The sequence below is a fragment of the Bacillus sp. sid0103 genome (assembly GCF_019219025.1).
In genome coordinates this window covers 80,001-103,244 of record NZ_JAHUWN010000025.1, presented here as the reverse complement: position 1 = coordinate 103,244, position 23,244 = coordinate 80,001, and the positions used below count along the sequence as shown (strand labels likewise).

The window sequence follows — 23,244 nt, the reverse complement described above, 5'->3', positions numbered from 1 at the left end:
TTGAGCATGAACAACGGCTCGTGGACAACCATGATCATATTATTTTTCAATACCCATTATAACGGAAGATATTTTTTCATTAAGGAGTGAGATTAAATGATTCGAGCTGGAATCTATGGAGCATCTGGTTACATGGGTGCAGAAGCACTCCGTGTGTTATTAAGACATCCAAATGTAAGCGTGGAGTGGGCGACAAGTAGAGGGGATACTAGCATTGACGTTTTCAATAAAAACTTTTTTGGAAGAGGGATTCAATATACTCATCCAGATGATGTCACGCCGTGTGATGTAGTTTTTGTTTCAGTCCCTAGTGGGATGGCAATGGACGTTGCGGCTAAATTTTTATCTCAAGGAGCCAAAGTGATTGATTTTGGTGCTGACTTTCGATTGAAAAACAAAGAGGATTGGAAACGGGTATATGGCAAAACGCACAGTCAATGGAATTTGGTATCAGAAGCGGTCTATGGAATAACAGAACTACATCGAAAAGACATTAAGGGTACGAGACTTGTCGCAAATCCTGGGTGTTTCTCTTCATCAACAATCCTTGCACTTGCACCACTGGTGAGGGAAGGGCTCATTGATTTAGATAAAATTGTTGTAGATGGTATGTCAGGAACGGTTGGAGCTGGGAATGAGCTAGATCGTGCTCTTCATCATCCTGAAATACATAACAATATTTTATCCTACAACGTTGTGAACCATCGGCATACCTATGAAATGGAACAGGAATTATCCGCAATTGCAGGACAATCTGTCCACGTGCACTTCACACCCCATTATGTGCCGATATCAAGGGGAATATTAACCGTAAATCACTGTTTTCCTAAAAGAAGAGCAAAAAGAAAAGACTTGATAGAACTTTATCAAGAGTTTTATCGTAACGAGTTTTTCATTAAAGTAATCGATTTACCTTCCAATACGAATGGTTCGTGGAACTATGCTCCATATCCTTGGGTATCAGCTGTATCTTCAACAAATTTTTGCCATATCGGTTTGGACGTTGATGAATCCAGAGGTAGAATCGTTGTTCTCAGTGTCTTGGATAGCGTAGGAAAAGGTGGAGCATTGGTTGGGATTGAAAACATGAATGTTATGTTCGGTTTGGACGAGACAACAGGTTTAGATACATTTGGTATTCATCCGTATTGAAAAAGGTCGTTTTTGAGAGGAGTTATTAAGTTATTAAGTTATTTGGCAGGAATGTTAAGGAATAGAATTGTGAGATGTAGGAAGTATAACAATAAAATGGGTTAGCAATGGAGGTCTATTTATTTAAATAAAATGCTGGTATATCTCATTCTTTTATTTATAATAACTTCTCAACAAACTGTTTTAGCAGCTCCAATGACATTTGAGGATTGTATGACTCAACTTAATAATGAAATAGAAAAAGATATTAAAAAAAGTTTCCCTTTATTAGAGCAAATTGAGGGAGCTAATAATACTCGGAGATATGACTCCAACGATATAAGTAAAATGATATTGAATTCGAGAAAGAGAAATAAGGTCATAAAGTATATCCATCATTGACAGGGTTGGGGTCACTGGTTCAATTAGGGTCATCCTCCCTTTGGGGACAAATGGAAAAAGAGGAGCGTTTATATAAACCTCCTCAATTCCTTATTTAATCCTATTTATAAAATAAGAAAACTGGTCACACCTTTGGTCACAACTTGGTCACAGAATAGATGTCTTTATATTTAATTAGAAAAAATTAAATGATATATGGCTTATCAAAAAGTGCATTAAATTAAGATTCTACGGTATTATTTAATACTAAATGGAATCTAAAAAGATACCTACCCTCTAACTTCAAAACTGCTTGAGACCTGCGTGCCAGGTCTGGTGGGTTCGATTCCCACGCAGTCCCGCCAAATCAGTAATATCAAGAATTCTAACCAATTCTTTTCTTTCAAAGACCAGAGGACACTTGGTCTTTTTTTGTTAGGTGGTGCCCAAATGGTGCCATTCACATTTTGGTGCCTAGGGCATTTATTCAAGTATTCTATTTAGGCGGTCTACAGCGATTCCTTCAATGGAATCTGTTACATAAGAATAGGTATCCAATGTCACTTGAATTTTAGAGTGGCCTAATCGCTCACTGACCACTTTGGAAGGAACACTTTCCTTCAGCAGCATGGTCGCATGTGAATGTCGCAAATCATGAAATCGGATGTCCGGAAGGTTAGCTGCTTTTAACACTCTCTTAAATGCTCTCGTTAATTCAGATGGTATCATAATATTTCCTCTTGAATTACAAAAGACCAGATTGTGAGGGTTAAACGATTCTCCAAGGAATGTTTTTCGAGATTCATGCTCCTCTTTGAGCGACTTCATTAATTTCGTTAGTTCGGTAGTTAGCTTTATCCCTCTTGGTTTTTCATTTTTGGGGATTGGGTTGAAGAAATATTTACCATTGGCTTCAGTGATAGTTTGCCGAATATAGAATTTCTCGGCTTTAAAATCTACATTTTCCCAGGTTAATCCCATCAATTCACTTTTTCTCATTCCGGTGTGAGCAGCTGCATAAATAACTGGAAAATACACTGGTGTTTTTTCCTTAGCAATTTTCAGTAATAGGTTTAGCTGTTCGACACTATGCGTCTTCATTTCCCTTTTAACGGGTTTAGGTGGTTTTGCGCCTTTTGCCACGTTTTTGCTTGCGAATTCCCAATCTATCGCGTCATTTAAAGCTTTTGATAGGACACGATGGTGATGGGTCACAGATTGAGCGGACAAAACTTTTAATTTTTCTTTATAGTAGTTTTGAAGTTGAATGCTTTTTAGTTCAATTAACATGATGTGCCCTAAAGATGGTTTAAGATGGGTTTTGATAATCTTCTCATATTCGGCGATCGTTTTAGGCTTTAGGTTTGTCCTTACATAGTTTTCAATCCAATAATCTAAGTAAGTCCCTAATGACAATTTTTCTTTATTTAATGAATTGCCGCTTTTTAGTTCGAGCATCAGTTCTGCCATAGCTGATTTAGCTTCACTAATTTTCTTGAAGCCTCTTCTCTTTACTCTTTTACGATTGCCAATTGCATCTTTTCCGGCACACTTTAGGCTACATCAAGGTACTATAAAAACAGGTGCCAACAAACTTCAAAACTGTCAATGCGGTGCGTACAACCGTAGTGTGGTACGATACCCACGCAGTCCCGCCACCTCAATAATAAAAGTATTCTTAACAATTCCTTATCTAGAAAGATCAAGCAGAACCTTGGTCTTTTTTTATTCGTAAAAATATATTTGATACAATAATAGTGAATTTCACATGCAATTTTATACAAAGTGAAACAACAACCACAAAATGGACGATTAAAGATCGGAATCTGTAGATTGTATATGACTCCTGACCCGACGCCTTATAGGAGGCTTTTTATTAAATTTTTTAAGGCAAATGCTATTGAATGGTCCTAAAAAACAGAAACCTTTCCGAGCCCACCCGGGTCCCCCATCGTACTCGCATATTTAGGAGTAGAAAGTTTCTCTTTGGTATGAGTTATTTTTAACTACTTTAAAAATAAAAACGCAAAGAGACAATTATACTCAATAATGATCTTCCTGTTGGGCTGAGGCTTTGATCAAGAGTAGGCCTGTCAATAGAAGGTCATTTTTATTCCTTATATATAGTGTCAAAACTTAAAAGTTTCGACTCCAAAATATGGAAGTGATAAAATAAGGGTATTGAAAGGTGTCATAACTTATATTCATAAGTGAGGTGGACAAAATGAAGTATGGATACTGTCGCGTAAGCACTTTAGGACAGGACTTGCATGTGCAAATAGAAAGATTGCAAGCTGAAGGCTGCGATAAGATTATTGAGGAAAAATTCACTGGTACAAAGTTGGAAAGACCAAAGTTTAGTAAATTGGTTAAAGAATTAACTGAAGGTGAGACATTAGTGGTCACCAAGCTAGATCGGTTAGCCAGGAATGTTCGTGAAGGAATTGACGTTGTCGAGGAATTATTCAACAAGGGTGTTCGTGTCCACGTGCTGAATGTAGGTTTACTCGAAAACACAACCATGGGGCGATTCTTCCTTCAAACTATGTTAGCAGTAGCGGAAATGGAAAGAAATATGATTGTGGAACGAACCCAAGAAGGGAAAGCATTAGCTAAGCAGCGCGAAGATTTTAGAGAAGGCCGCCCGAGGAAGTTTAAAAAAGCCCAAATCGAGCATGCATTGAAACTCCTTGAAACCAACTCCTACATGCAAGTGGAAAATATAACAGGCATAAGTAAAAGCACGCTTATCAGAGCAAAGAAACGACAGGAGCAACTGAGCGAATGAAAAACGATGACAAGTAAAATGAGTCGATCATAATGGTCGATTTTTTTAATTTCGTCTACTGTTATAACGATTATCACTATTAATGTTTAAATTGTAATTACAGTTGCAGGAATATATGATCAAATTATCGTTGCAATTGGCTTGCATTCTTCAACTGACGGGGCAATTTAATTGAAGAAGCAATAATCAAATCATTATTGAATAAAATGAACAATCAGGAAGTTTAAAGAAATAGAAGGCGGAGGGGAATGAATGTTGGATGAAGAAAAAGAGAGTTCAATTTTAGGAGCAGTCATAGCGGTTAGTTTAAGTGATAAACATACATTTAGTAAAGAAAATCAAGAGAGTATAAAATTAGTTAAGGGATTTGGAGTTGAAGGCGATGCCCACTACGGTTCTACGGTTATACACCGTTCTAGAGTGGCACAAAATCCAAACCAGCCGAACCTAAGACAAGTGCATTTAATTCACAAGGAGTTATTTGAAGAGTTAAAGGACCGTTTTACTATTAACCCTGGACAAATGGGTGAAAATATTACAACTGTTGGAATAAATCTCCTTGAATTACCAACTGACACAATATTGTATATAGGTGAGACTGCAATAGTAAAAGTAACAGGTTTACGTAATCCTTGTGCTCAAATTGATAATTTTAAACCTGGTCTTTTAAAGGCTGTTTTAGATAAGGATTCTAATGGAAATCTAATACGAAAAGTCGGAATAATGGCGGTAATTTTGCAGAATGGTGAAGTAAAACCTGGTGATACCATCCGAGGTAAATTACCCCCGAAACCATTTAAAAAACTTGAACGTGTATAAAGGCAAACCTTACTAATAGAAGTTTAAATTATTAGTAAACAACATAAATAGTGGCATCGCTTTGTTGTTCAACTAAAGGGTGCATTAGTTTAAGTAGAACCCGTTCCACAACTCTTAGAATGTGCAAGATTGTCGTAACTTTACGATTTTAACGGCAATTTAAGAGATGTTGTTCTTGTCACCACAAACGGAGCCTTGATACATATCCTGGCTCCAGAGTTTATATTTTAGTTTATCAAAGCAGAAAATCAAGTGATAATGCTAGGATAACTAAATCGAAAAAACAAAGGGCTATCCGTATAGTCTTTATAGACTTTTTTAGACAGCTCTTTTTACTTTGAACTATATATTAACCGATAAATGCTTCCTTATTTGTTTTAGCAAAAGTCTCAAAAGAGGTTGCTTTATGTCCGGTTATTTCTCCTACCGTATTGGAGACATTTGCTGTGTGACCTAACTTCATAATCTGATAATGTTCTAACAAGCCTTCAACGATTTCAGTAGGCATGCCTGTTTTTTGCATAGAAGCGCGAGCAGCTTCAACAGGTACGTCTACGTACTTAATTGATTTTCCGGTTACTGAAGAAAGAATTTCCGCAATTTCGGCGCTGGAAAGTGCTTCTGGTCCCGACAAGTAATATGCTTTGTTCTCATGGCCTTCTTCCGTTAAGACCCGATAGGCAACCTGGGCTATATCGCGGGAATCAATGTAAGCCGCTTTTCCGTCGCCATGCGGCGCATAGAAGGCTCCATGATCACGAATTGTATGCGAGTTAAATTTAACTAAGTTTTGCATAAATGTATTTGGGCGCAAGAACGTATACGCCATGCCGGACTGCTCTATTTCTTTTTCGACTGTATTATGCCACTTTGCCAATGTATCCAATTCAGCCCCGCCGCCCGATAACTTCACAAGATGCTTCACACCGGCTTTTTTAGCTGAAGAGGAGTTTTTAGTATGAGTGCAGCTATATTAGTGATAGGAGCTACCGGAACAACAGGCAAAGAATTGGTGAAACTTCTGGCGAAGAACGGACATAAAACGCGTGTTACTGTTCGTCCCACAAGCAACACAAGCGAATTGCAAGCATTGGGAGTCGAGTTGGTTCAAGCCGATCTAAACGACTTCGACTCACTGGTAAATGCCATGAACGGTATCCAAAAAGTATATTTTGCAACACCTCTTGTTCCGAATATGGTGGAACTTTCTTCTTCGATTGTTCGTGATTTGGTGACACATTCTTAATTATAGCCTGCATTGCCACGGTTGGCGATTTTAAGTTTATTTCTTCGCAAACCTCACATCAAATAAAAAGAATTACCATTAGCATAAGTTAACATGGAGATCGATCCGATTGCAGAAAACCAGCCATCGGTATGTTTCAAAGGGCATCTACAGAACATCAACTAGCGTTAGATAAGTGTGTGGTAATAGGGGATCGTTGGACAGATATGGTAGCAGCACACCAGACAGGATGTCGGAAAATACTGGTGCAAACAGGTGCAGGCATAGATGCGATCGTTCGATATCGAAACAAATGGACTGATATCGAGCCTGATTATGTAGCAAAAGATCTGATGGCTGCTTGATTATTGTTTAGAGCCAAAATAGGACATGACATCTATCTGATGCTAGAGAATAAATTATCTAGTTACCAAAAAAGAAATCTGAGTAGGTCATACCATATTATTAAAAACGGATGAGAAATAGATTTCTCTCTTCCGTTTTTTTTTTTTGTCTAATGTTTTGTTGATTACGGTGTCATGCAATTCATGATCATTCGCACATGCAAAAGCAATGCTAGGAGAAAAAAATGGAATTCGTCGATATAACGATCAGGATCTTCAAATGATTTAATTTGTTTATGGATATAATAGATAACTCAAACCACCTGCAAAACAGGTAGTTTGAGTTCATAGCGTTTCCACAAATATGATCAATTAGTTTGATATTGTCTTTTTTGTAAGGAAGACATATTTAACATTAATATAAAATGGAGAGATATCAAGATGGCTATCACAACAAAGCTTAAAAGAAAACTATTTGTTATTTCCATCGTCTTACTTGCCATCGCTGGACCAAAGGCCATTCCTACAAAATTGGTTAAATTGTATAATCCAAGCCCAACGCCAATTTTCTCTGGTTTTAATGTATTTGGAATAAGTGTATATAGTGATACCTGGGTAGAAGAATAACTCATAATCGTTAAACTGAGTCCAATCAATATAACTACTAAATTCGAATTAGAAAAAATACCTAAACTTAAATACCCCACTAAGCCTACAGTAGATGATATATAGATCATTTTTACATTTCCAAATTTAGGTATCGTTTTACCTGTAATATAGCTAGATAAGATCCCAAATAAAGAACCAATAAATAAACAAATACCTACTGAAAATGTTAAAAACCCGTGTTTTCTCACTAATAACATTGGCAGAAGTAAGATAATTGCCAATCCGGCAGTATTATTAATAAATCCAACAGTTATTAAGCGAAGGTAAACTTTGTTTTTAAATAATTCAATATCAATAAATGGATATTTTGCTTTGGTCATTCGTGTCCTGAATAAGAAAAATAAAACGAATGAGAATACAAAAAGCCAGCTATTTATGTTTACCCCTAGTAAAAAGGTAGCGATCAATCCAAATAACAACAAAGCACCAAGAAAATCAAAGTGAAATACGTCATTTGAATAATGAGTTTCCTCTTTTGGCATAAATTTCATCAGTAATGTAATACCAACAATGGAAATGACCATAATTAAGAATAGATAAGGCCAACCAAGTGTATCATTAATTGCTCCACCAACTAGTGACCCCATACCAACAGCTAAAGCGATAGAAGAACTGATCATTGCTAATGCTCGAGGTTTTTCATCAGGAGTAAATAGTCTTGCTACAGTAACCATGGCGAGCGCAACAAAAGCAGATCCTCCACTAGCTTGTAGAAGCCTTGCAAAGATAACAACAACAAATGATTGATTGCTAAAACCTATGATGGAACCTAATATAAACAATATGATTGAAATGATAAATAGTTTTTTTACACGAAAACGATCAGCTAGTTTTCCATAAATCATAGAGCCAATAGCAGTAACTAAGGCATAACCTACTGTAATCCAACTTACTTTTGAATGACTAATTGATAAATCTTTTGCAATATCCTCAAGAGCTACATTAAATAAGACCGCATTCATCGTTCCTAATAGAACGACAAAACATAATGAATAAATTAACCATTTTAAGTTATTTGTTACCGTACTCAAATTTCCACACCTCTCAATTAAATAGTTTTAATACTATCAAACTAACCCAAAAAACGCAGCAGACCGCTATCAGTCTACTGCGTTTTTTGTCTTCCCGAATCCATTTTAAGGCTGGTACATCATAAATAAGCCTTTTGTCAATGGCAGCTTTTTGGTCCTTCTTCATCTAATTTCTTCCAAATGACTCTCGATGGTTATAGCCAATTCTACAAGGCGTTTACCAAAATAGTCCATACGTTCCTCTGTCACCCGACTAGACGGAGCCCCAAGACCAATGGCTGCAATGACCGAACCGTCGTTGGATTTTAATGGAGCTGCGACAGTGCAAGCACCGGATTGACGCTGTTCTTTATCTATGGCGAAGCCCCGCTGACGAACTTCGGCCAGACAAGTTTCGGCTTCGGCGATTTTATCATCGGATCCGTGTTCGGTTACGAACATGGGCATTGCCTTAAATAATTGAAGTCTAGTTTCCGAAGGTAACCAAGCAATGAGACACTTGCCCAACGAGGACGAGTATGCAGGGACCCGCTCGCCGATAGTAACACGGGATTGAACCAAGTGACGGGATGGAATCCAATCAATGTAAATCACGTCGCTCCCATCAAGGATGCCGATGGCCGCAGTTTCTCCATTTTCCGTGGCGAATTCCTGAAGAAAAGGCTTTGCTAACTCTCTAACCCGCAATTGAATGACGGCCGTCTGGCCCCATTCGAAGAGACGGATCCCTGGTTGATAACGATTAGTTTGAGGGTCTTTGACTACTACCCCCGAAGCTTGCATGGCTTGTAATAAGCGGTGAACCGTACTGTTAGCTAGACCGGTTTCGCGAGCAAGGTCGTAAACACCTGCTGATCTGAACTTAACAAGATGTTCGAGCAGCATAAAGGCACGATCAATCGATTGAACTTTTGATTCCTGCATTCCAACATACAACTCCTTCATTCCGTATTACGGAATTACGAGTTGATTGTATCACCGTTTCATCGCACTGTCAAACTCACTGAACCTTTCTTAACCTAGTCTTTCCTCTGCCGATGATACACTGTAAGTGACTTTTGCCTTCCTATTTCCGACAATTAAAATGATTATTCCTGTTAACAAAATCGAACTGCTAATAAGTAAAAAAGCGCCTGTAAAACCGCCCGTCACATCCCTGATTTTCCCTATAACCTGTGGCATGATAAATGAACCCGTATTTCCAATTAAGCTTATGGCTGCTACAGCAGAAGTAGCCGATATGCCTGAAAATAATTTGGTGGGAATCGTCCAAAACACCGCAAGTAAAGAATAAAAGCCAATACTACCTACTGTAAGTGCGCAAATTAACAAAACGGGGGATTGAAGCATCGCTCCAACAAACCAACCTACCGAACAAATCACTGCCGCTATGAACGCATGCCATATTCTCTCGTGGGTTTTATCCGAGTGTCTTCCCCAAAAATACATGGCGATTGCACCAATAAATGGGGGTATAGCTGAGACGAATGCGACCATGGAGTCTTCGAGATGAAGACCTTTGATAATCTGCGGCATCCAAAAGGCGTTTCCAGTGCTCAGCGTTTGTATACCGAAGTAAGCCAAACCAAAAAACAAGACCGTTGGATTTGTGAATGCTTTCAAAAAACCTATTTTGTGCTCCGATTTACGATCCTTTGATTTTTCCCCCAAATTATTTTGCAATATTTCTTTTTCTTCATGGGTCAACCATTTCGCTTCGAATGGACGATCAGAAAGATAAAAATAAACAACCACGCCAAGTAAAACAGATGGGATTCCTTCTAATAAAAAGAGCCATTTCCACCCAGCTACCCCTAATACTCCATCCAATTTGAGAACCACTCCAGATAACAACGAACCGAGCGTAGATACAATCGGAGCCCCGAGGAAGAATATACCGTTAATTCTAGCGCGGTGGGTTTCCGGAAACCAATGCGTTAAAAAGATGAGGACTCCAGGCGTAAAACCCGCTTCGGCAACACCGAGCAAAAATCGCAATACGTTCAAGCTTGAGCTGCTTTGAACAAACATCGTACAAGTAGAAACCACTCCCCATACAATCATGATGGTAGTTAGCCACCGACGCGTACCTAATTTATTTAATAAAGTTAAATTCGGAATCTCAAAGAGAATATATCCTAAAAAATAAAGTCCTGCTGCGAATCCATACATCTGAGCGGTAAGCCCAAGGTCTTTATTCATAGATAGCGAAGCAAAACCAATATTGGCCCGATCCAACCCAGCGAAAAAATAAACGATCAGCAGCAACCAAACATAGCGCCTGAAAACTTTCTTTATTACAAAATCTCTTGTAATCATTGCTTCCCGTCCTCCTATGATATTCGTCACATTAATCCTGCACATATAGCCCTTTTTCTGTGGAAATCTTGTTGAACATCATTATCACTCGTTTTTTCTATTAAGCAATAGCAACGTGGACGTAACGCTGTTTCGCGATCTGTTCGCCTTTTGCAATATAGACAAGGCCGGAGGATAAAGTACAAGGAGCAACTTAGCAATCCATTCAGCATTAGAGATATCGGTTTTTTCGTCTTTGGATGCTTGCATCATAACATACAACATTGGACATCCGTATTTATGAACATTCATTTCAGCGTAGCGTACAAGTAACTGATTGCATACACCTTCGCTCCCATCGATTAGAGCTTTAATTGATGGTTTCACTTGGAAGAGCTATCACGCTGATGTACATTGAACGAATCCTTAACGATGCACTAAATCCTGCTTTCATTCTGAGATGATTCGATTAAGCTATTTACCCGTGGACAGCTATTAAACCTGGCTAACCGATGCATTCCGTCACAGAATGGGACATTTTGGGACTTACTGCAGCGGCATAGTGTAAACTGCCCGCGGGTTTCAAAACGGTTTCCTTCTGCGTCAAGAAGTTCAATTGAACCTATAACATGAAGGGGTCCCTTATCCAGAATCTTAATAGTCGTAGCCGACATAGGTCACATCTCCCTAAATATAATTTTTTTATGCTCGCATAGAAAACCTAGCGATTTCGTGGCGGATCATAAATAGTAATAAAAAGCAAATCAACGTCGCCCACGTTTTCAATCGAATGTATGACCCCGAATGGAATCTTAACGACTGAACCAGGACCAACTTCCCACCGTTTGTCTATTATAGTAACTACGCCTTCCCCTTCAATAAAGTAGAAAGAATGGTTATCATAATCGATATGAACGGGGGAAAATCCTCCTGGAGCCACACGTACCAAATCCACACTATAAGCATCGGTATACTCTTTCCCAATAATCCCGAATTTAAATTCATACCCTTGCGAACCCTCGACTTGAAAGGGCTTCCATTCAAGATTATTAACAGATAAGACACTTCTCATTTTCATCCATCCCTCCGAGATAATAAGCAACTTGTTAACGGAATATTAGGGTTGAGGCACGAGCCTTTCACCCAACTGATGAAACCTTCCACGACTACATACCAACGGCTTCTCATCAGTTCGACGAATTTTAAGAACTTCTCCCACAAAGATGGTATGGTCCCCTCCATCGTATTCAGCCCACTTACGACATGCAAAGAATCCTAATGACTCGTTTAAAACGGGACATCCTTCAACCCATTCATAGCTTGGCAAAATCTTTTCAGCGTTTCGCCCGGCGAAATAGTTGGCTAACGCAGCCTGTGATTCCATAAGCACATTAACTCCAAATCTGTCCGAATACTGAAGTAGACCGTGTGCACGCGCGGTCTTGGCAACACTGAACAGTACGAGCTGGGGATCGACCGAAACTGACGCAAAGGAACTGGCGGTCATACCGTGCATGTCTGTGGCGGCTGGAATAGTAATAATTGTAACCCCTGTGGTGAATGATCTGAGTGCTTTACGAAATTCCTCAGCATCAATCATACATGTAACCTCCTTTTATTCGAAGTCTTTTTATAAGAATGGTGTTATTTATAGTTCATTGCCGCCACCTCCAATTCTTTTTCTGCTCAGAAATTCTCTGACAAGACAAACGCTTAAAACACGAGATTAATATTCCGTTATGTAATCTATACGTCCCGTAATGTGGAATATGTTATCCATTTTATCACGATATTTACTACCGGTCAAGGCCTAGTGAGACGGTTCCTGCGGTACTGATGCAGAAACTTCAGGACAATTGCAAGTAATCTCTAAATCTTAGACATACTGATACTATTACTCTAAAAAAGGTGTGTGATTGGTATGGAAAAGGAAAATTTGTTCAAATGGAAGCACTATCAGCCTAATATTATCTTATTAACGGTAAGTTGGTACCTACGATACAATCTAAGTTTTCGTGATTTGGTGGAAATGATGGAGGAACGAGGTTTGTCTATCGCTCACACCACCATTATGCGTTGGGTGAATCAATATGGACCTGAATTAGACGAAAGAGTACGACGTCATCTTAAGACAACAAATGATTCCTGGAGAGTCGATGAAACGTATGTGAAAATAAAAGGTCAATGGATGTATTTATATCGCGCAGTCGATTCAGAAGGGAATACCATTGATTTTTATCTAAATAGAAGAATAAAATCAGATTTTACAAAAACATAAACTTTAATCTATTAAAAACGCTTGGCATACGTATGCCAAGCGTTTTTTTATATGGGAAATATGGAACCTTTTTAACACTAGAGTGTTATATGGATAACAAGGGAAGCCAACCACCTATATGAAGGTCGTTGGCTATTTTCTATTATACATGTATGGGGGCGATCTTAAATAAAGATCCTCTACACAGACTGTTTTGGACGATAAAACTCTTTAGGGATAGGGCCGAAAGTTCTACGGTGATACAACATTGGATCTTTCTCTTTATTGATCTGAAGGTCTGTCACTTCTCCAATGAATACTGTATGATCCCCTGCTTCAATGGCTTTAAATGTTTTACATTCAAATACCCCAAGAACACCATCAATAATAGGCAATCCATTGCTCGAAAGTTTCCAATCGCATGTACTAAAACGGTCAGAGTGTTTAGTTGCAAAAGTTTTACAAAGTTCTACCTGTTCTTCTGCCAATACATGAATAGCAAATTTCCCACTTTCTTTAAATTCCTCAAGTAAGGAAGATCTGTGATCTATAGACCATAAAACCAATAGTGGATCAAGCGAAACAGAAGCAAATGAATTTACTGTCAGCCCTACTGGTGTTCCATCTTCTTTTTTGGTTGTTACGATTGTTACTCCTGTCGGGTAGTTTCCCATAATTTGTTTGAATAAATCTTGATTCGTTTCTTTTTGCATGTATTCATTCTCCTTTTCTTTTAAAATGGATCGTATGTTTTACTATCATAAACAGAATATTTGAAAATTTAAGCCTCCACGTCCAACATTATGAAATTTCATGAAATTTTTTTGATAAGGAAAAAGAAATGTAAGTTTCTACTATATTAATATTTGTAATGAGAGATATTCTATTTTATTATTATTATGCGCCTTTTTTGAATTTTCCGAAATGTTGATTCCCTCTTATTTATTTAAGAAGGTTTGAATTAAGGAGAGTGAGTTAATATTGATTAATTCAGTAAGTAGAGCTTGTCAAATTTTAAGTTGTTTTACGCAGGATGAACCTGTGTTAGGAAATGCAGAGATTGCAGAAAAGCTGGGATTAAGCACAAGTACCACACATCACCTTATTACAACCCTTTGCAAAGAGGGGGTTTTAATGAGAGATTTAGACAAAAAGTATAGACTAGGCTGGAAGATACTTGAATGGAATAATCATGTGATGTTTCAGCAAGATTTTTATGATAAAGCGATGCCATTAGTAAAGGAATTAATAGTGAGATTTAAAGGGACAGCGCATATTGCCATGTTCGACAAAGGGACGGTTGTTTTTGTGTTAAGGGTATCATCAGAGGAATCTACTCCGATTCAGACCTATATTGGGTCTAGGAAACCGGCTTATGCGACTAGCTCCGGAAAAATCCTGTTGGCGTACAATTCTGTTTATTTGCAGGAGACGATTAACAGGGGCTTGTCATATGAGGGGCCTAATACTATTACAGATATTAATCAATTGAAAAAGGAGCTTTCTGAGATTCGCAAAAAAGGCTATTCAATCAGTAATAGTGAAAATTCAGATGACATGTATGGAGTGGCAGCACCAATCTTCTCCTATTCAGGCGAAATTATAGCAGCGGTTAATTTAGTCGGCCCTCCGTCCTATATGCAGGACAGCAATCGTGATATGATTATCCGCAGTTTAAAAAGCACCGCACAATCTATTTCAAAAGAGCTGGGATATATTGAAATTTAAGAGGTATTTTTTAATGGGGAAAAATTAAGAGGCGGCTTGCCAGAACATGAAAAAGATTGCCACACACTTAGCCAAGATGGGTTAAGTGTGTGGCAATCTTTTTTATTCAGAAGAAAGCTATTAATTTCGGGCCCTAGATCCCGAATAATAAAAAATTGCCGAGAAAAAATACCCCTTTCTCGACAATCTGAAGAGCTTAAGCTCTTTTTTTATGCGCTCAATAAAGGTAAGATTGCAGTTAAAAATCGTTCTGATAAATTGGTTATTAATTATTAAGAAAAAATCTTTAAAAAATTCAACGAATTTCACATGGTGAAAAAACTCGATTTTTTAAAACCTACTTATTCACTATATTTATATTAGATATTAGTAAATTCCAAGATTCCTATCTTGCAGTTTACTAATAAAAAATAGAATAAAAAAATGGAGGAATAATAAAATGGCAAAAGCGACTATGACCAAGTTGAAAGCGTTTAATTTATTAAAATGGATTGAAGAAAATAAGGATCAGTTGAAGCCGCCTGTAAATAATAAAGTTCTTTGGGAAGATTCCGAGTTTATCTGTATGATTCTTAGCGGACCGAACAGACGCCGCGATTTCCATGTGGATCCTTCCGATGAATTCTTCTACCAAATTAAAGGTGATTGCTATGTTGAGGTTATTAATAACGGAAAGCGTGAAGTTGTAACTGTTAAAGAAGGAGAAGTATTTATGCTTCCTGCAAACGTGCCACATTCTCCGCACCGTGTTGCAGACACTTACGGCCTTGTTATTGAACGCAAGCGCGAAGAAGGAGAACTAGAGGATTTCGTTTGGTTCTGTGATAACTGTGATCAAGAAATGCACCGTAAAACTGTTCAATTAACAGATATTGAAACACAAGTAAAAGGAGCCATTGAAGAATTCAACAGCAGCAAAGATCTTCGCACTTGTGAAAAATGCGGTCATGTAATGTCCGAAGAAGTAGGTTTGTGGAAATGAGAGTAGATTTTCATACACACATCATCCCAGAAGATATTCCAAACTTTAAGGGAAAATTTGGAGGCGAACGCTGGCCGACACTTGAGAAGACCTGCTCCTGTGGTGCCAATATTATGGTCGCTGGTAAGGTGTTCCGTGATGTAACGGACCAGGTATGGGATCCTGAAAAGAGAATCAAGGATATGGATGAAGAAGGGGTAGATATTCAGGTATTGTCACCTATTCCGGTCACATTCTCTTATTGGGCAGATCCGAAAGCTGCGGAAGAAATGTCAAAAATCCAAAATGATTTTATTGCAGAAACCGTGAATATGTATCCAGACCGCTTCATTGGTCTGGGTACAGTGCCGCTGCAGGATGTGGAAACCTCCATTCGTGAAATGGATCGGTGCATTCATGAGCTTGGCTTAAAAGGAATTGAAATCGGAACAAATGTGAACGGGAAAAATCTCGATGATCCGGCATTTACGAAGTTTTTCGAAGCGGCTGAAAAATGGGAAGTACCGTTGTTTGTTCACCCATGGGAAACATTAGGCAGAGAACGGATGCCGCGCCATAATTTTATGTACACGATAGGCATGCCTAGTGAAACAGCTCTTGCTGCCGCTAGCTTAATCTGCGGCGGTGTAATGGAGAAATTCCCTAAACTAAAAGTTTGTTTCGCCCATGGTGGCGGGTCTTTCCCATATATCCTTCCGCGTCTTGATCAAGTCTGGAAGGTATGGCCGCACTTGCGCGTTATCAGCAAGCCGCCAAGCCATTATGCGAAAAACTTTTACTTTGACTCACTAAACTACGATCCATTAAACATTAAATATTTAGTAGAACGTTTCGGCCATGAAAAAATTGTCATGGGATCCGATTATCCATTTTTACTAAGAGAGATTCCTCCTGGAAAAGTAGTGGATGATACTCTTGAACTATCAGAAGAACAAAAACAGGCGATTTTAGGAAAAAATGCACTTGCCTTTTTAAATGTAAAAGTAAAGGAAGAGGTTAAATCATGAGTACACCAGAAGAAAAGCTGGCTGAATTAGGGCTGGAATTACCGGCATTACGGCCTGCACACGGAGACTATGTGGGTTGTGTTAGAACGGGAAATCTAATTTTTACCGCAGGTCAAGGTGTCGACCAGTACCACGGGAAATTGGGCCGGGATTTAACGGTAGAAGAAGGCTATTTAGCTGCACAACAGTCAATGTTAAACCTTTTAAGTGTTGTGAAAAATGAAATTGGCGAACTAAGCAAAGTAAAGCAGTTCGTCAAGGTACTCGGAATGGTCAACAGTACGGAAGAATTTACCGACCAGCCGAAGGTCATGAACGGCGCATCTGACCTGATCATGAAGGTGTTTGGCGAAAAAGCGAAGCACGGCCGCTCAGCAGTTGGCATGGCACAATTGCCAAACAATACAGCTATAGAAATTGAAATGGTTATTGAGATAGAGGAGGAGTAAATGTGTCGAAAGGGTTAACTGCAGAAAATATCATTATTATTCAAGATGCTAAACTTTTTATAGATGGAGAATACCGAGACGCACTTTCAGGGGAAACATTTGATTCCTATAATCCGGCGACAAATAGAAAGCATGCTTCAGTTGCCAATGGCGGAGTGGAGGATGCCAATCTTGCGATAGAAGTGGCACAGCGCACTTTTGCGAGCGGGGTTTGGAGCAATATGCCTGTTGAGGAAAGATCGAAAATCCTTTGCAGAATGGCCGATTTAATCATGGAAAATGTTGATAGATTAGCCTTGGTCGAAACATTAGACGTCGGAAAGCCGATTAAGGAAAGCCGCGGGTTCGATATTCCGCGCGCTGCATCAAATTTCCGTTTCTTTGCCGAAATGGCGAAATATATGGTTCATGAGCACTTTGACATGAGCGGCCATATGTCTTATGTACAATATGCACCAGCGGGTGTGACCAGTTTGATCATCCCATGGAATCTGCCGTTTATGCAAATGACATGGAAAGCTTCTGCCGCATTGGCAGCGGGAAATACTGTCGTCATTAAACCGGCATCCTATACACCATTAAGTGCTGTGTTGCTTGGAGAGATTGCCAATGAAGCGGGACTGCCTCCTGGCGTGTTGAATATCATCACCGGCCCTGGCGGTTCAGTTGGTACCGTTATGGCTTCTCATCCATTCGTTCGGAGAATCTCTTTCGTTGGAGAATCCAATACAGGTAAAACCGTTATGCGGAATGCATCTGAAAATTTAATCCCTGTTTCATTGGAGTTGGGGGGGAAATCCGCTAATATCGTTTTTGAAGATGCCGATTTGGATGAAGCAGTTGCCGGTTCGATTGAAGCGATTTTCCGCAACCAAGGCGAAATTTGTTTAGCCGGTTCCCGAATTCTTGTTCAAGAAAGTGTCTACGATCATTTTTTAGATAAGTTTGTAGCAGCCGTTAAGAAAATTAAAGTTGGCGATCCAACCGATGAAGCAACCGATATGGGTGCACTTGTGTCAAAAGGACATTTGCAATCTGTGGACGAATATGTGCAAATCGGCCTTGCAGAAGGTGCGAAACTTGCTTATGGTGGTAAAAGAATTACATAACTGTCTGATGGAAATTTCTATGAGCCGACCGTTCTATATGATGTAAATAATAAAATGAGAGTTGCCCAGGAAGAAATCTTCGGACCTGTTCCGGTAGTTATTCCATTTAAAACGGAAGAAGAAGCGATCCAAATTGCCAATGATTCCATCTATGGCCTTGCTGGTGTCGTTTGGACAAATGATTTAAGACGCGGCCATCGTGTGACCTCAAAAATTCACTCAGGTTTATTATGGGTGAATTGCTGGTACGTACGTGACCTTAGGACACCATTTGGCGGCGCAAAAGCAAGTGGAATCGGACGTGAAGGTGGCCGTCACAGCTTTGATTTTTATACTGAAGCAAAGACTATTACATTGAAAAAATAAAAAAAGTGCATTTTATGTTACGATCAAAAATTTTAATGTCCCGAGAGAACCATTCTCTTGGGACATTGTTAGTAACTACTTAGGACAAAAAAGATGGGCAGTTTTGAAATTCAGTGGCTCACGATTTCGTAATCGAGGTGGCTCTATTTGAATGATACCTGCCAAAAGTTTTTCAAGATCTGGTCACTTTGATGGTTTCCGTAACTCAGTGTACTGGGAGTAACTCTTAAAGGCGAGTGGGAAGTTCGAGTTCCTTCCTCCTGCATGGAGCAACTACCAGCCACTACCAGATGACCCACGGGAAGACCCGCCAGGAGATGATCCAGAACGTTAATCAAAAACAGGATAGCTTACCAGATGGGATTAAGAATGTGATAAGTGCATTGACGTATTAGGTGGGAGCAACGCAAATGGAACAATTAAAGAAGTAGTTGGCAAATATTATAAACATATTTTTACGGATGAGATGGGAACAGAAACGGGAAAAATTTCATCCCTGGCGCTGGCGGCGATAGCTTTTATTACATTGGTAAACATTGCAGTAAAAGACGATTTGGAACTGGAATAGTTTTTTCAATTTTTTTCCGTTTCATTTTCACAAGTAATCTTGTGATAATGAAACGGGAACTGAAGCTGTCATTTTCGCAGCTTTTTCTTCTTTCACTACCATGAAAGTACAAAACAGTGAAAATCTAAAAAAGACAATGCTAAAGTAGACCCAGCAATTATAATTTTTAAAAAAGCTGAGCCTAAAATTAAACCTCATGCCGCAATATCAGTATGGCCATAAAAATCCTACTTTCATTCTTTGTGGTGAAGAGATGATTTTTCGATTCATGGATGGCTACCATGAAAGTACAAAACAGTGAAAATCTAAAAAAGACAATGCTAAAGTAGACCCAGCAATTATAATTTTTAAAAAAGCTGAGCCTAAAATTAAACCTCATGCCGCAATATCAGTATGGCCATAAAAATCCTACTTTCATTCTTTGTGGTGAAGAGATGATTTTTCGATTCATGGATGGCTAACGGGGCAGTTTAGCATTCCTGTAGATCGTTAAATATCAGGTTTAAAAAAAATAGAGCCCCTCAGTAAGATACGAGTATAGAGTCCAATCTAACTCAGAGTCTTATGGAGGAAGCCCTAATATGAATTTTAAAATGCAAGACAAACAAAATCAACTAATAGAAAGAATTTCCGATATACATCTAATTGTAGGTGTGGATATTGCCCAACAATTACACGTTGCTCGAGCTGTTAACTTCCGTGGAATTGTAGTTGGTGATCCTCTTAGGGGTTCGTTAAACTATTAAAGTGGATTCAAAACTTACAAAAACTAAAAAACTTAGATTCAACAATAGTGGGGATGGAACCTACGGGACATTACTGGATTAACCTATCCAAATGGCTGGATAAACAAAACATTGAGGTAGTTACGGTAAATCCCCACTTGGTAAAAAGGAATAAAGAGAATCGTGACAATAGAGATTAGGTAGGGAACCAGAAGTACTTCTTTCTTTATACTTAGAAATATTACCTGGCTTACTTAGTGCTTATCATCGAGATCAGCAAAATGTAGTATGGACTCCTACTCAGGCAATTCAGGCAATAAGGGATTGGGCTATAGAGGTTATCGAAGAGCTTTGTTTACATCATGGAATAACAAAACATGATTTAATGACGTTGCTTTCTATCCAATAACACCTGTAGTAAATAAATAGGGCTTGTTGGAATTTAATCGAAAAAAAGTTATTAGAGCTACCATTTGGGCAGTTTTTTTGACCAAAAATCTGACCACATTTTAATCACAAAACATATATAATAGTATTTTATCCTGTTTACATAAAACGTTAAGAAGCCTGGTAAATCAGTGGGTTATTAATTAAAGTGTCTTTAAAATTTTAAAAAATCGGGAGGAAGCACTTGGAGTACGACTATTTAGTTTGTCAACAACCAATTCAGACTGAATATTTCAAATATTTTCGTTGACTGTTTTATATGAATTTAATTAATTTTCTGATAAAATCAATCTTGCCGATATTATAATTCATCTCTAGGAGGGGTAAAGATTGAAAAAGAAAGTTGCCATGTTATCAGTATGTTCAGCACTCACATTCTCTTTGTTTACGGGGCTCAATACAGACAAAGCAAGAGCTTCTGAGGAAACGACTCGTTATTTAATTGCTTACAAAGGAAATCTTCCATCTAATTTCTCAGAAACTGTAACTAAGGCAGGTGGTAAAGTAGAGCGCGTTATTAAAGAAATTGGAATTTTAGAAGCGGCTTCTTCTGATCCAGCGTTTCTATCTTCTATAAAACAAGATACTAATGTACAAGCTGCGGAGAAAGAATTAGAAGTATATTTAGAAGATGATCCGAATCCGGCAGACGGAATGCCGATCACGACGATCCCACAACCGGATTGGAACAATCCAAATCAAAACTATCATGAGTACCAATGGGACGTGAAACGCGTTACAAATGATTTTAAATCATTTGATATTAATAAAGGAAATCAAGATACAGTAGTTGGAATTATCGATACAGGGTTGGACTTTAACCACCCAGACCTAAAAGAAAATGCTGATTTAGCCGGAAGTAAAACGTTCGTTCCAGGAACAAAGGATGCGTGGGACCAAAACGGTCATGGTACACACGTTGCTGGTTCCATTGCAGGGAATGGTAAGGTGTTCGGGGTGGGGCCAAACCTGAAGGTACGTTCCTACCGTGTATTCGGAGCAACTGGTGGTGCAGAGGAATCTTGGATTACAGACGCAATCGTAGCAGCTGCTAATGATGGTGTAGCTGTTATCAACATGAGTCTTGGCGGATGGCGTTGGATAGCAAATAACTTGGATGAGAAAGGTGAATCTGCATCTATGGTTGCGTACCACCGTGCCTTGCAGTACGCAACGAAAAAGGGTGTGACGGTTGTAGTGTCTGCAGGAAACGACTCTCGCGACTTGAATAGTTTGCAGGATATGCAGTCCTACTGGGCGAAATACGGTCTAGATATTAAAGGTCCTTCTCGTGTAGCACCTGCGCAAATTCCTGGTGTTGTAACCGTTTCTTCATCAAACAAATGGTCAAATGATTCGATCGCGTTCTATTCAAACTACGGAAGCGTGATTGATGTAGCGGGACCTGGCGGAGACAACGGTCCAGTGTATGACGCGTTATTTCGTGAAAATCCTACCTTATACCGTGATTTTCCAACAGCGGAGATATTGAGTAAGCGTGATTTCATGTATCGTACACTTTCTACATGGCCGACTTACTTAGCTCCAAACGTAACGTCTAACTTGAGAGGGTATGCGCTCTTACATGGTACTTCCATGGCGGCTCCTAAGGTTGCCGGTATTGCGGGTGTCATTAAAGCAGCGCATCCTGAGTATACACCTGCACAAGTGCAAGCATCTCTTCGTCAAACGGCTGTGGACTTAGGAAAACCAGGACAAGATCCATTGTTCGGTTCTGGTGAAGCAAACATTTATAACGCACTAACAAGCAAATAATCTTTCATAGAAAAATACTGAAAAAATAAGTTTGCAGTAAATAAAGACTGCTTAAAATAAGATCCCTTATCGAGTACGATACAAAGAGAAGGGATTTGTTTGTCTAAACAAAGAAAATAAGAAAAAAACAAGAAGCTTATGGCCTCTTGTTCAGAGTGACGAGAAACCCAAAGGGTTTCTCGTTTCTTAAAAGAATGTTTATGGAATATCGTGTTCAATGTCATCACTAATTGTATCACTGTATTTTGTCCGCAAGTTTGTCCGCAAAATTTTTAGATATTAATTAAAAAAGTTTTATTAACAACCTTATAAAAAACCATTTGAGTAGCTTTTTTATTATTATTTTTTACTATTTAAATTCAAGTTGAATGGGCGGCTTGATGTAATAAGGGAAAAAACTCTGCAACATCTGCGCTTTAAAATCAATTATAAAAAGGTCTTTCATCAACCGATGGAGGGCCTTTTCTGTATAAAAAAAACCAACAGACTTTGAGTCTGTTGGCATTTTACTAATCCCTATTCCCATTCAATGGTCATAGTGTTAGCTTCTAAATGCAAATTTACTTTGACAGTGCCTGCTGTGACAGGCTAGCTGGGTTCGATTCCCAGGCAGTCCCGCCAATCTAAGGTTTTTAATCAATTACATTTTTTCTTACCTCCAAAATCTTTTGTAAATTTGAACGAAACTGTGTGAACCCGAGAAGTTAAAACTGGTGTGTTCTAGGCCTTCAAATTATTATAATTGGGAGGTTTTTTGTATGGATAAAAGTGTGAAACATGGAAGATTTACAACATCAAGAAATGTCACGGCGAGCTTCACAATGTTTGAAATGTTTGTGAGGTTCAAGTGGTTTAAACAGTCTGGGGGTTTAGCTTTCCACACTATCGAAGAGTATCAGAATCACTATCAATTGTTACTAGATTATCTGGCTCAAGACAAATCAAAAGAGAGCAAATGACGCTTGAAGTATTCCTTGAGTGGGTTAACTTCATTCTCGATGAGAAAGGACTTCGACTAACAACCACTAACATTCGAGTTAAAACTCCTACTTGATTGGGTAGTAACAGGAATGTTCACAAACTTCCCTGATCGCTTACAAGAAGTTTTAAGAGAAAGCAAATATTAACATACACTTTACAATCT

General features: G+C 38.7%; 18 protein-coding genes and 5 pseudogenes. 14 read left to right on the top strand and 9 right to left on the bottom strand.

From position 1 onward, the window contains the following. The first annotated feature begins 96 nt into the window (after positions 1 to 96). Positions 97 to 1,152, top strand: a complete 1,056-nt coding sequence (gene argC, locus KW850_RS24045) for an N-acetyl-gamma-glutamyl-phosphate reductase (protein ID WP_218350283.1) — start codon at positions 97 to 99, stop codon at positions 1,150 to 1,152. Positions 1,153 to 1,995: 843 nt separating this feature from the next. On the opposite strand, the gene KW850_RS34075 is transcribed toward argC, so the two are convergent. Next, positions 1,996 to 3,045: a tyrosine-type recombinase/integrase gene (locus KW850_RS34075; protein ID WP_308128843.1), complete on the bottom strand. Its 1,050-nt coding sequence runs from the start codon at positions 3,043 to 3,045 to the stop codon at positions 1,996 to 1,998. Between the two features lie 691 nt (positions 3,046 to 3,736). On the opposite strand from KW850_RS34075, the gene KW850_RS24035 reads away from it, so the two are divergent. Further along, a complete protein-coding gene (locus tag KW850_RS24035; protein WP_218350281.1) occupies positions 3,737 to 4,300 on the top strand; it encodes a recombinase family protein in 564 nt (187 codons plus the stop codon). Between the two features lie 252 nt (positions 4,301 to 4,552). Next, positions 4,553 to 5,119, top strand: coding sequence for an MOSC domain-containing protein (locus KW850_RS24030; RefSeq protein WP_218350280.1), 567 nt, complete (start codon positions 4,553 to 4,555; stop codon positions 5,117 to 5,119). Between the two features lie 349 nt (positions 5,120 to 5,468). On the opposite strand, the pseudogene KW850_RS24025 reads toward KW850_RS24030, so the two are convergent. Beyond that, positions 5,469 to 6,050, bottom strand: a pseudogene (locus tag KW850_RS24025) (NmrA family NAD(P)-binding protein); the annotation flags it as partial. Between the two features lie 27 nt (positions 6,051 to 6,077). Here KW850_RS24025 and KW850_RS24020 point away from each other — a divergent pair. Next, a complete protein-coding gene (locus KW850_RS24020) occupies positions 6,078 to 6,365 on the top strand; it encodes an SDR family oxidoreductase (protein ID WP_218350278.1) in 288 nt (95 codons plus the stop codon). A gap of 122 nt (positions 6,366 to 6,487) precedes the next feature. After that, a pseudogene (locus tag KW850_RS24015) lies at positions 6,488 to 6,709 on the top strand (HAD hydrolase-like protein); the annotation flags it as partial. A gap of 347 nt (positions 6,710 to 7,056) precedes the next feature. Here KW850_RS24015 and KW850_RS24010 read toward each other — a convergent pair. The 6 genes from KW850_RS24010 to KW850_RS23985 form a co-directional block, all read right to left on the bottom strand. Further along, positions 7,057 to 8,388, bottom strand: coding sequence for an MFS transporter (locus KW850_RS24010; protein ID WP_256358415.1), 1,332 nt, complete (start codon positions 8,386 to 8,388; stop codon positions 7,057 to 7,059). Positions 8,389 to 8,550: 162 nt separating this feature from the next. After that, on the bottom strand, positions 8,551 to 9,312 hold the full coding sequence (locus tag KW850_RS24005; RefSeq protein ID WP_218350276.1) for an IclR family transcriptional regulator: 762 nt from the start codon (positions 9,310 to 9,312) through the stop codon (positions 8,551 to 8,553). 90 nt (positions 9,313 to 9,402) lie between these two features. After that, a complete protein-coding gene (locus KW850_RS24000) occupies positions 9,403 to 10,707 on the bottom strand; it encodes an MFS transporter (RefSeq protein ID WP_218350275.1) in 1,305 nt (434 codons plus the stop codon). A 416-nt stretch (positions 10,708 to 11,123) separates the two neighbouring features. Beyond that, positions 11,124 to 11,360, bottom strand: coding sequence for a CDGSH iron-sulfur domain-containing protein (locus KW850_RS23995; RefSeq protein ID WP_218350274.1), 237 nt, complete (start codon positions 11,358 to 11,360; stop codon positions 11,124 to 11,126). Positions 11,361 to 11,407: 47 nt separating this feature from the next. Beyond that, on the bottom strand, positions 11,408 to 11,764 hold the full coding sequence (locus KW850_RS23990) for a cupin domain-containing protein (protein WP_218350273.1): 357 nt from the start codon (positions 11,762 to 11,764) through the stop codon (positions 11,408 to 11,410). 39 nt (positions 11,765 to 11,803) lie between these two features. Next, the gene (locus tag KW850_RS23985; protein ID WP_256358414.1) at positions 11,804 to 12,286 is read right to left on the bottom strand and encodes a flavin reductase family protein; all 483 of its coding nucleotides are present in this window, start codon (positions 12,284 to 12,286) and stop codon (positions 11,804 to 11,806) included. Between the two features lie 321 nt (positions 12,287 to 12,607). On the opposite strand from KW850_RS23985, the pseudogene KW850_RS23980 reads away from it, so the two are divergent. Then, a pseudogene (locus tag KW850_RS23980) lies at positions 12,608 to 12,937 on the top strand (IS6 family transposase); the annotation flags it as partial. Between the two features lie 206 nt (positions 12,938 to 13,143). Here KW850_RS23980 and KW850_RS23975 read toward each other — a convergent pair. Continuing rightward, the gene (locus KW850_RS23975; protein ID WP_218350272.1) at positions 13,144 to 13,656 is read right to left on the bottom strand and encodes a flavin reductase family protein; all 513 of its coding nucleotides are present in this window, start codon (positions 13,654 to 13,656) and stop codon (positions 13,144 to 13,146) included. 268 nt (positions 13,657 to 13,924) lie between these two features. On the opposite strand from KW850_RS23975, the gene KW850_RS23970 reads away from it, so the two are divergent. The 8 genes and pseudogenes from KW850_RS23970 (at position 13,925) to KW850_RS23935 (ending at position 23,059) form a co-directional block, all read left to right on the top strand. Then, the gene (locus KW850_RS23970; RefSeq protein ID WP_218350271.1) at positions 13,925 to 14,671 is read left to right on the top strand and encodes an IclR family transcriptional regulator; all 747 of its coding nucleotides are present in this window, start codon (positions 13,925 to 13,927) and stop codon (positions 14,669 to 14,671) included. Positions 14,672 to 15,110: 439 nt separating this feature from the next. Beyond that, positions 15,111 to 15,653, top strand: a complete 543-nt coding sequence (locus KW850_RS23965; protein WP_374226385.1) for a 3-hydroxyanthranilate 3,4-dioxygenase — start codon at positions 15,111 to 15,113, stop codon at positions 15,651 to 15,653. After that, the gene (locus tag KW850_RS23960) at positions 15,650 to 16,660 is read left to right on the top strand and encodes an amidohydrolase family protein (RefSeq protein WP_218350270.1); all 1,011 of its coding nucleotides are present in this window, start codon (positions 15,650 to 15,652) and stop codon (positions 16,658 to 16,660) included. The genes KW850_RS23965 and KW850_RS23960 overlap by 4 nt, the downstream gene beginning before the upstream one ends. Next, the gene (locus KW850_RS23955; RefSeq protein WP_218350269.1) at positions 16,657 to 17,109 is read left to right on the top strand and encodes a RidA family protein; all 453 of its coding nucleotides are present in this window, start codon (positions 16,657 to 16,659) and stop codon (positions 17,107 to 17,109) included. Before KW850_RS23960 ends, KW850_RS23955 begins: the two co-directional genes overlap by 4 nt. A gap of 29 nt (positions 17,110 to 17,138) precedes the next feature. After that, a pseudogene (locus KW850_RS23950) lies at positions 17,139 to 18,584 on the top strand (aldehyde dehydrogenase). A gap of 1,149 nt (positions 18,585 to 19,733) precedes the next feature. Further along, positions 19,734 to 20,068 (top strand): annotated as a pseudogene (locus tag KW850_RS23945) (IS110 family transposase); the annotation flags it as partial. A gap of 586 nt (positions 20,069 to 20,654) precedes the next feature. Continuing rightward, complete coding sequence (locus KW850_RS23940; RefSeq protein ID WP_218350268.1) at positions 20,655 to 22,100, top strand: S8 family serine peptidase; 1,446 nt, start codon at positions 20,655 to 20,657, stop codon at positions 22,098 to 22,100. Positions 22,101 to 22,858: 758 nt separating this feature from the next. After that, a complete protein-coding gene (locus tag KW850_RS23935) occupies positions 22,859 to 23,059 on the top strand; it encodes a hypothetical protein (protein WP_218350267.1) in 201 nt (66 codons plus the stop codon). Positions 23,060 to 23,244 lie beyond the last annotated feature (185 nt).

Coding starts and splice junctions, on each gene's coding strand:
- argC (WP_218350283.1), top strand. CDS start 97: ATGATTCGAGCTGGAATCTATGGAGCATCTGGTTACATGGGTGCAGAA.
- KW850_RS24035 (WP_218350281.1), top strand. CDS start 3,737: ATGAAGTATGGATACTGTCGCGTAAGCACTTTAGGACAGGACTTGCAT.
- KW850_RS24030 (WP_218350280.1), top strand. CDS start 4,553: ATGTTGGATGAAGAAAAAGAGAGTTCAATTTTAGGAGCAGTCATAGCG.
- KW850_RS24020 (WP_218350278.1), top strand. CDS start 6,078: ATGAGTGCAGCTATATTAGTGATAGGAGCTACCGGAACAACAGGCAAA.
- KW850_RS24005 (WP_218350276.1), bottom strand. CDS start 9,312: ATGCAGGAATCAAAAGTTCAATCGATTGATCGTGCCTTTATGCTGCTC.
- KW850_RS24000 (WP_218350275.1), bottom strand. CDS start 10,707: ATGATTACAAGAGATTTTGTAATAAAGAAAGTTTTCAGGCGCTATGTT.
- KW850_RS23995 (WP_218350274.1), bottom strand. CDS start 11,360: ATGTCGGCTACGACTATTAAGATTCTGGATAAGGGACCCCTTCATGTT.
- KW850_RS23990 (WP_218350273.1), bottom strand. CDS start 11,764: ATGAAAATGAGAAGTGTCTTATCTGTTAATAATCTTGAATGGAAGCCC.
- KW850_RS23985 (WP_256358414.1), bottom strand. CDS start 12,286: ATGATTGATGCTGAGGAATTTCGTAAAGCACTCAGATCATTCACCACA.
- KW850_RS23975 (WP_218350272.1), bottom strand. CDS start 13,656: ATGCAAAAAGAAACGAATCAAGATTTATTCAAACAAATTATGGGAAAC.
- KW850_RS23965 (WP_374226385.1), top strand. CDS start 15,111: ATGGCAAAAGCGACTATGACCAAGTTGAAAGCGTTTAATTTATTAAAA.
- KW850_RS23960 (WP_218350270.1), top strand. CDS start 15,650: ATGAGAGTAGATTTTCATACACACATCATCCCAGAAGATATTCCAAAC.
- KW850_RS23955 (WP_218350269.1), top strand. CDS start 16,657: ATGAGTACACCAGAAGAAAAGCTGGCTGAATTAGGGCTGGAATTACCG.
- KW850_RS23935 (WP_218350267.1), top strand. CDS start 22,859: ATGGATAAAAGTGTGAAACATGGAAGATTTACAACATCAAGAAATGTC.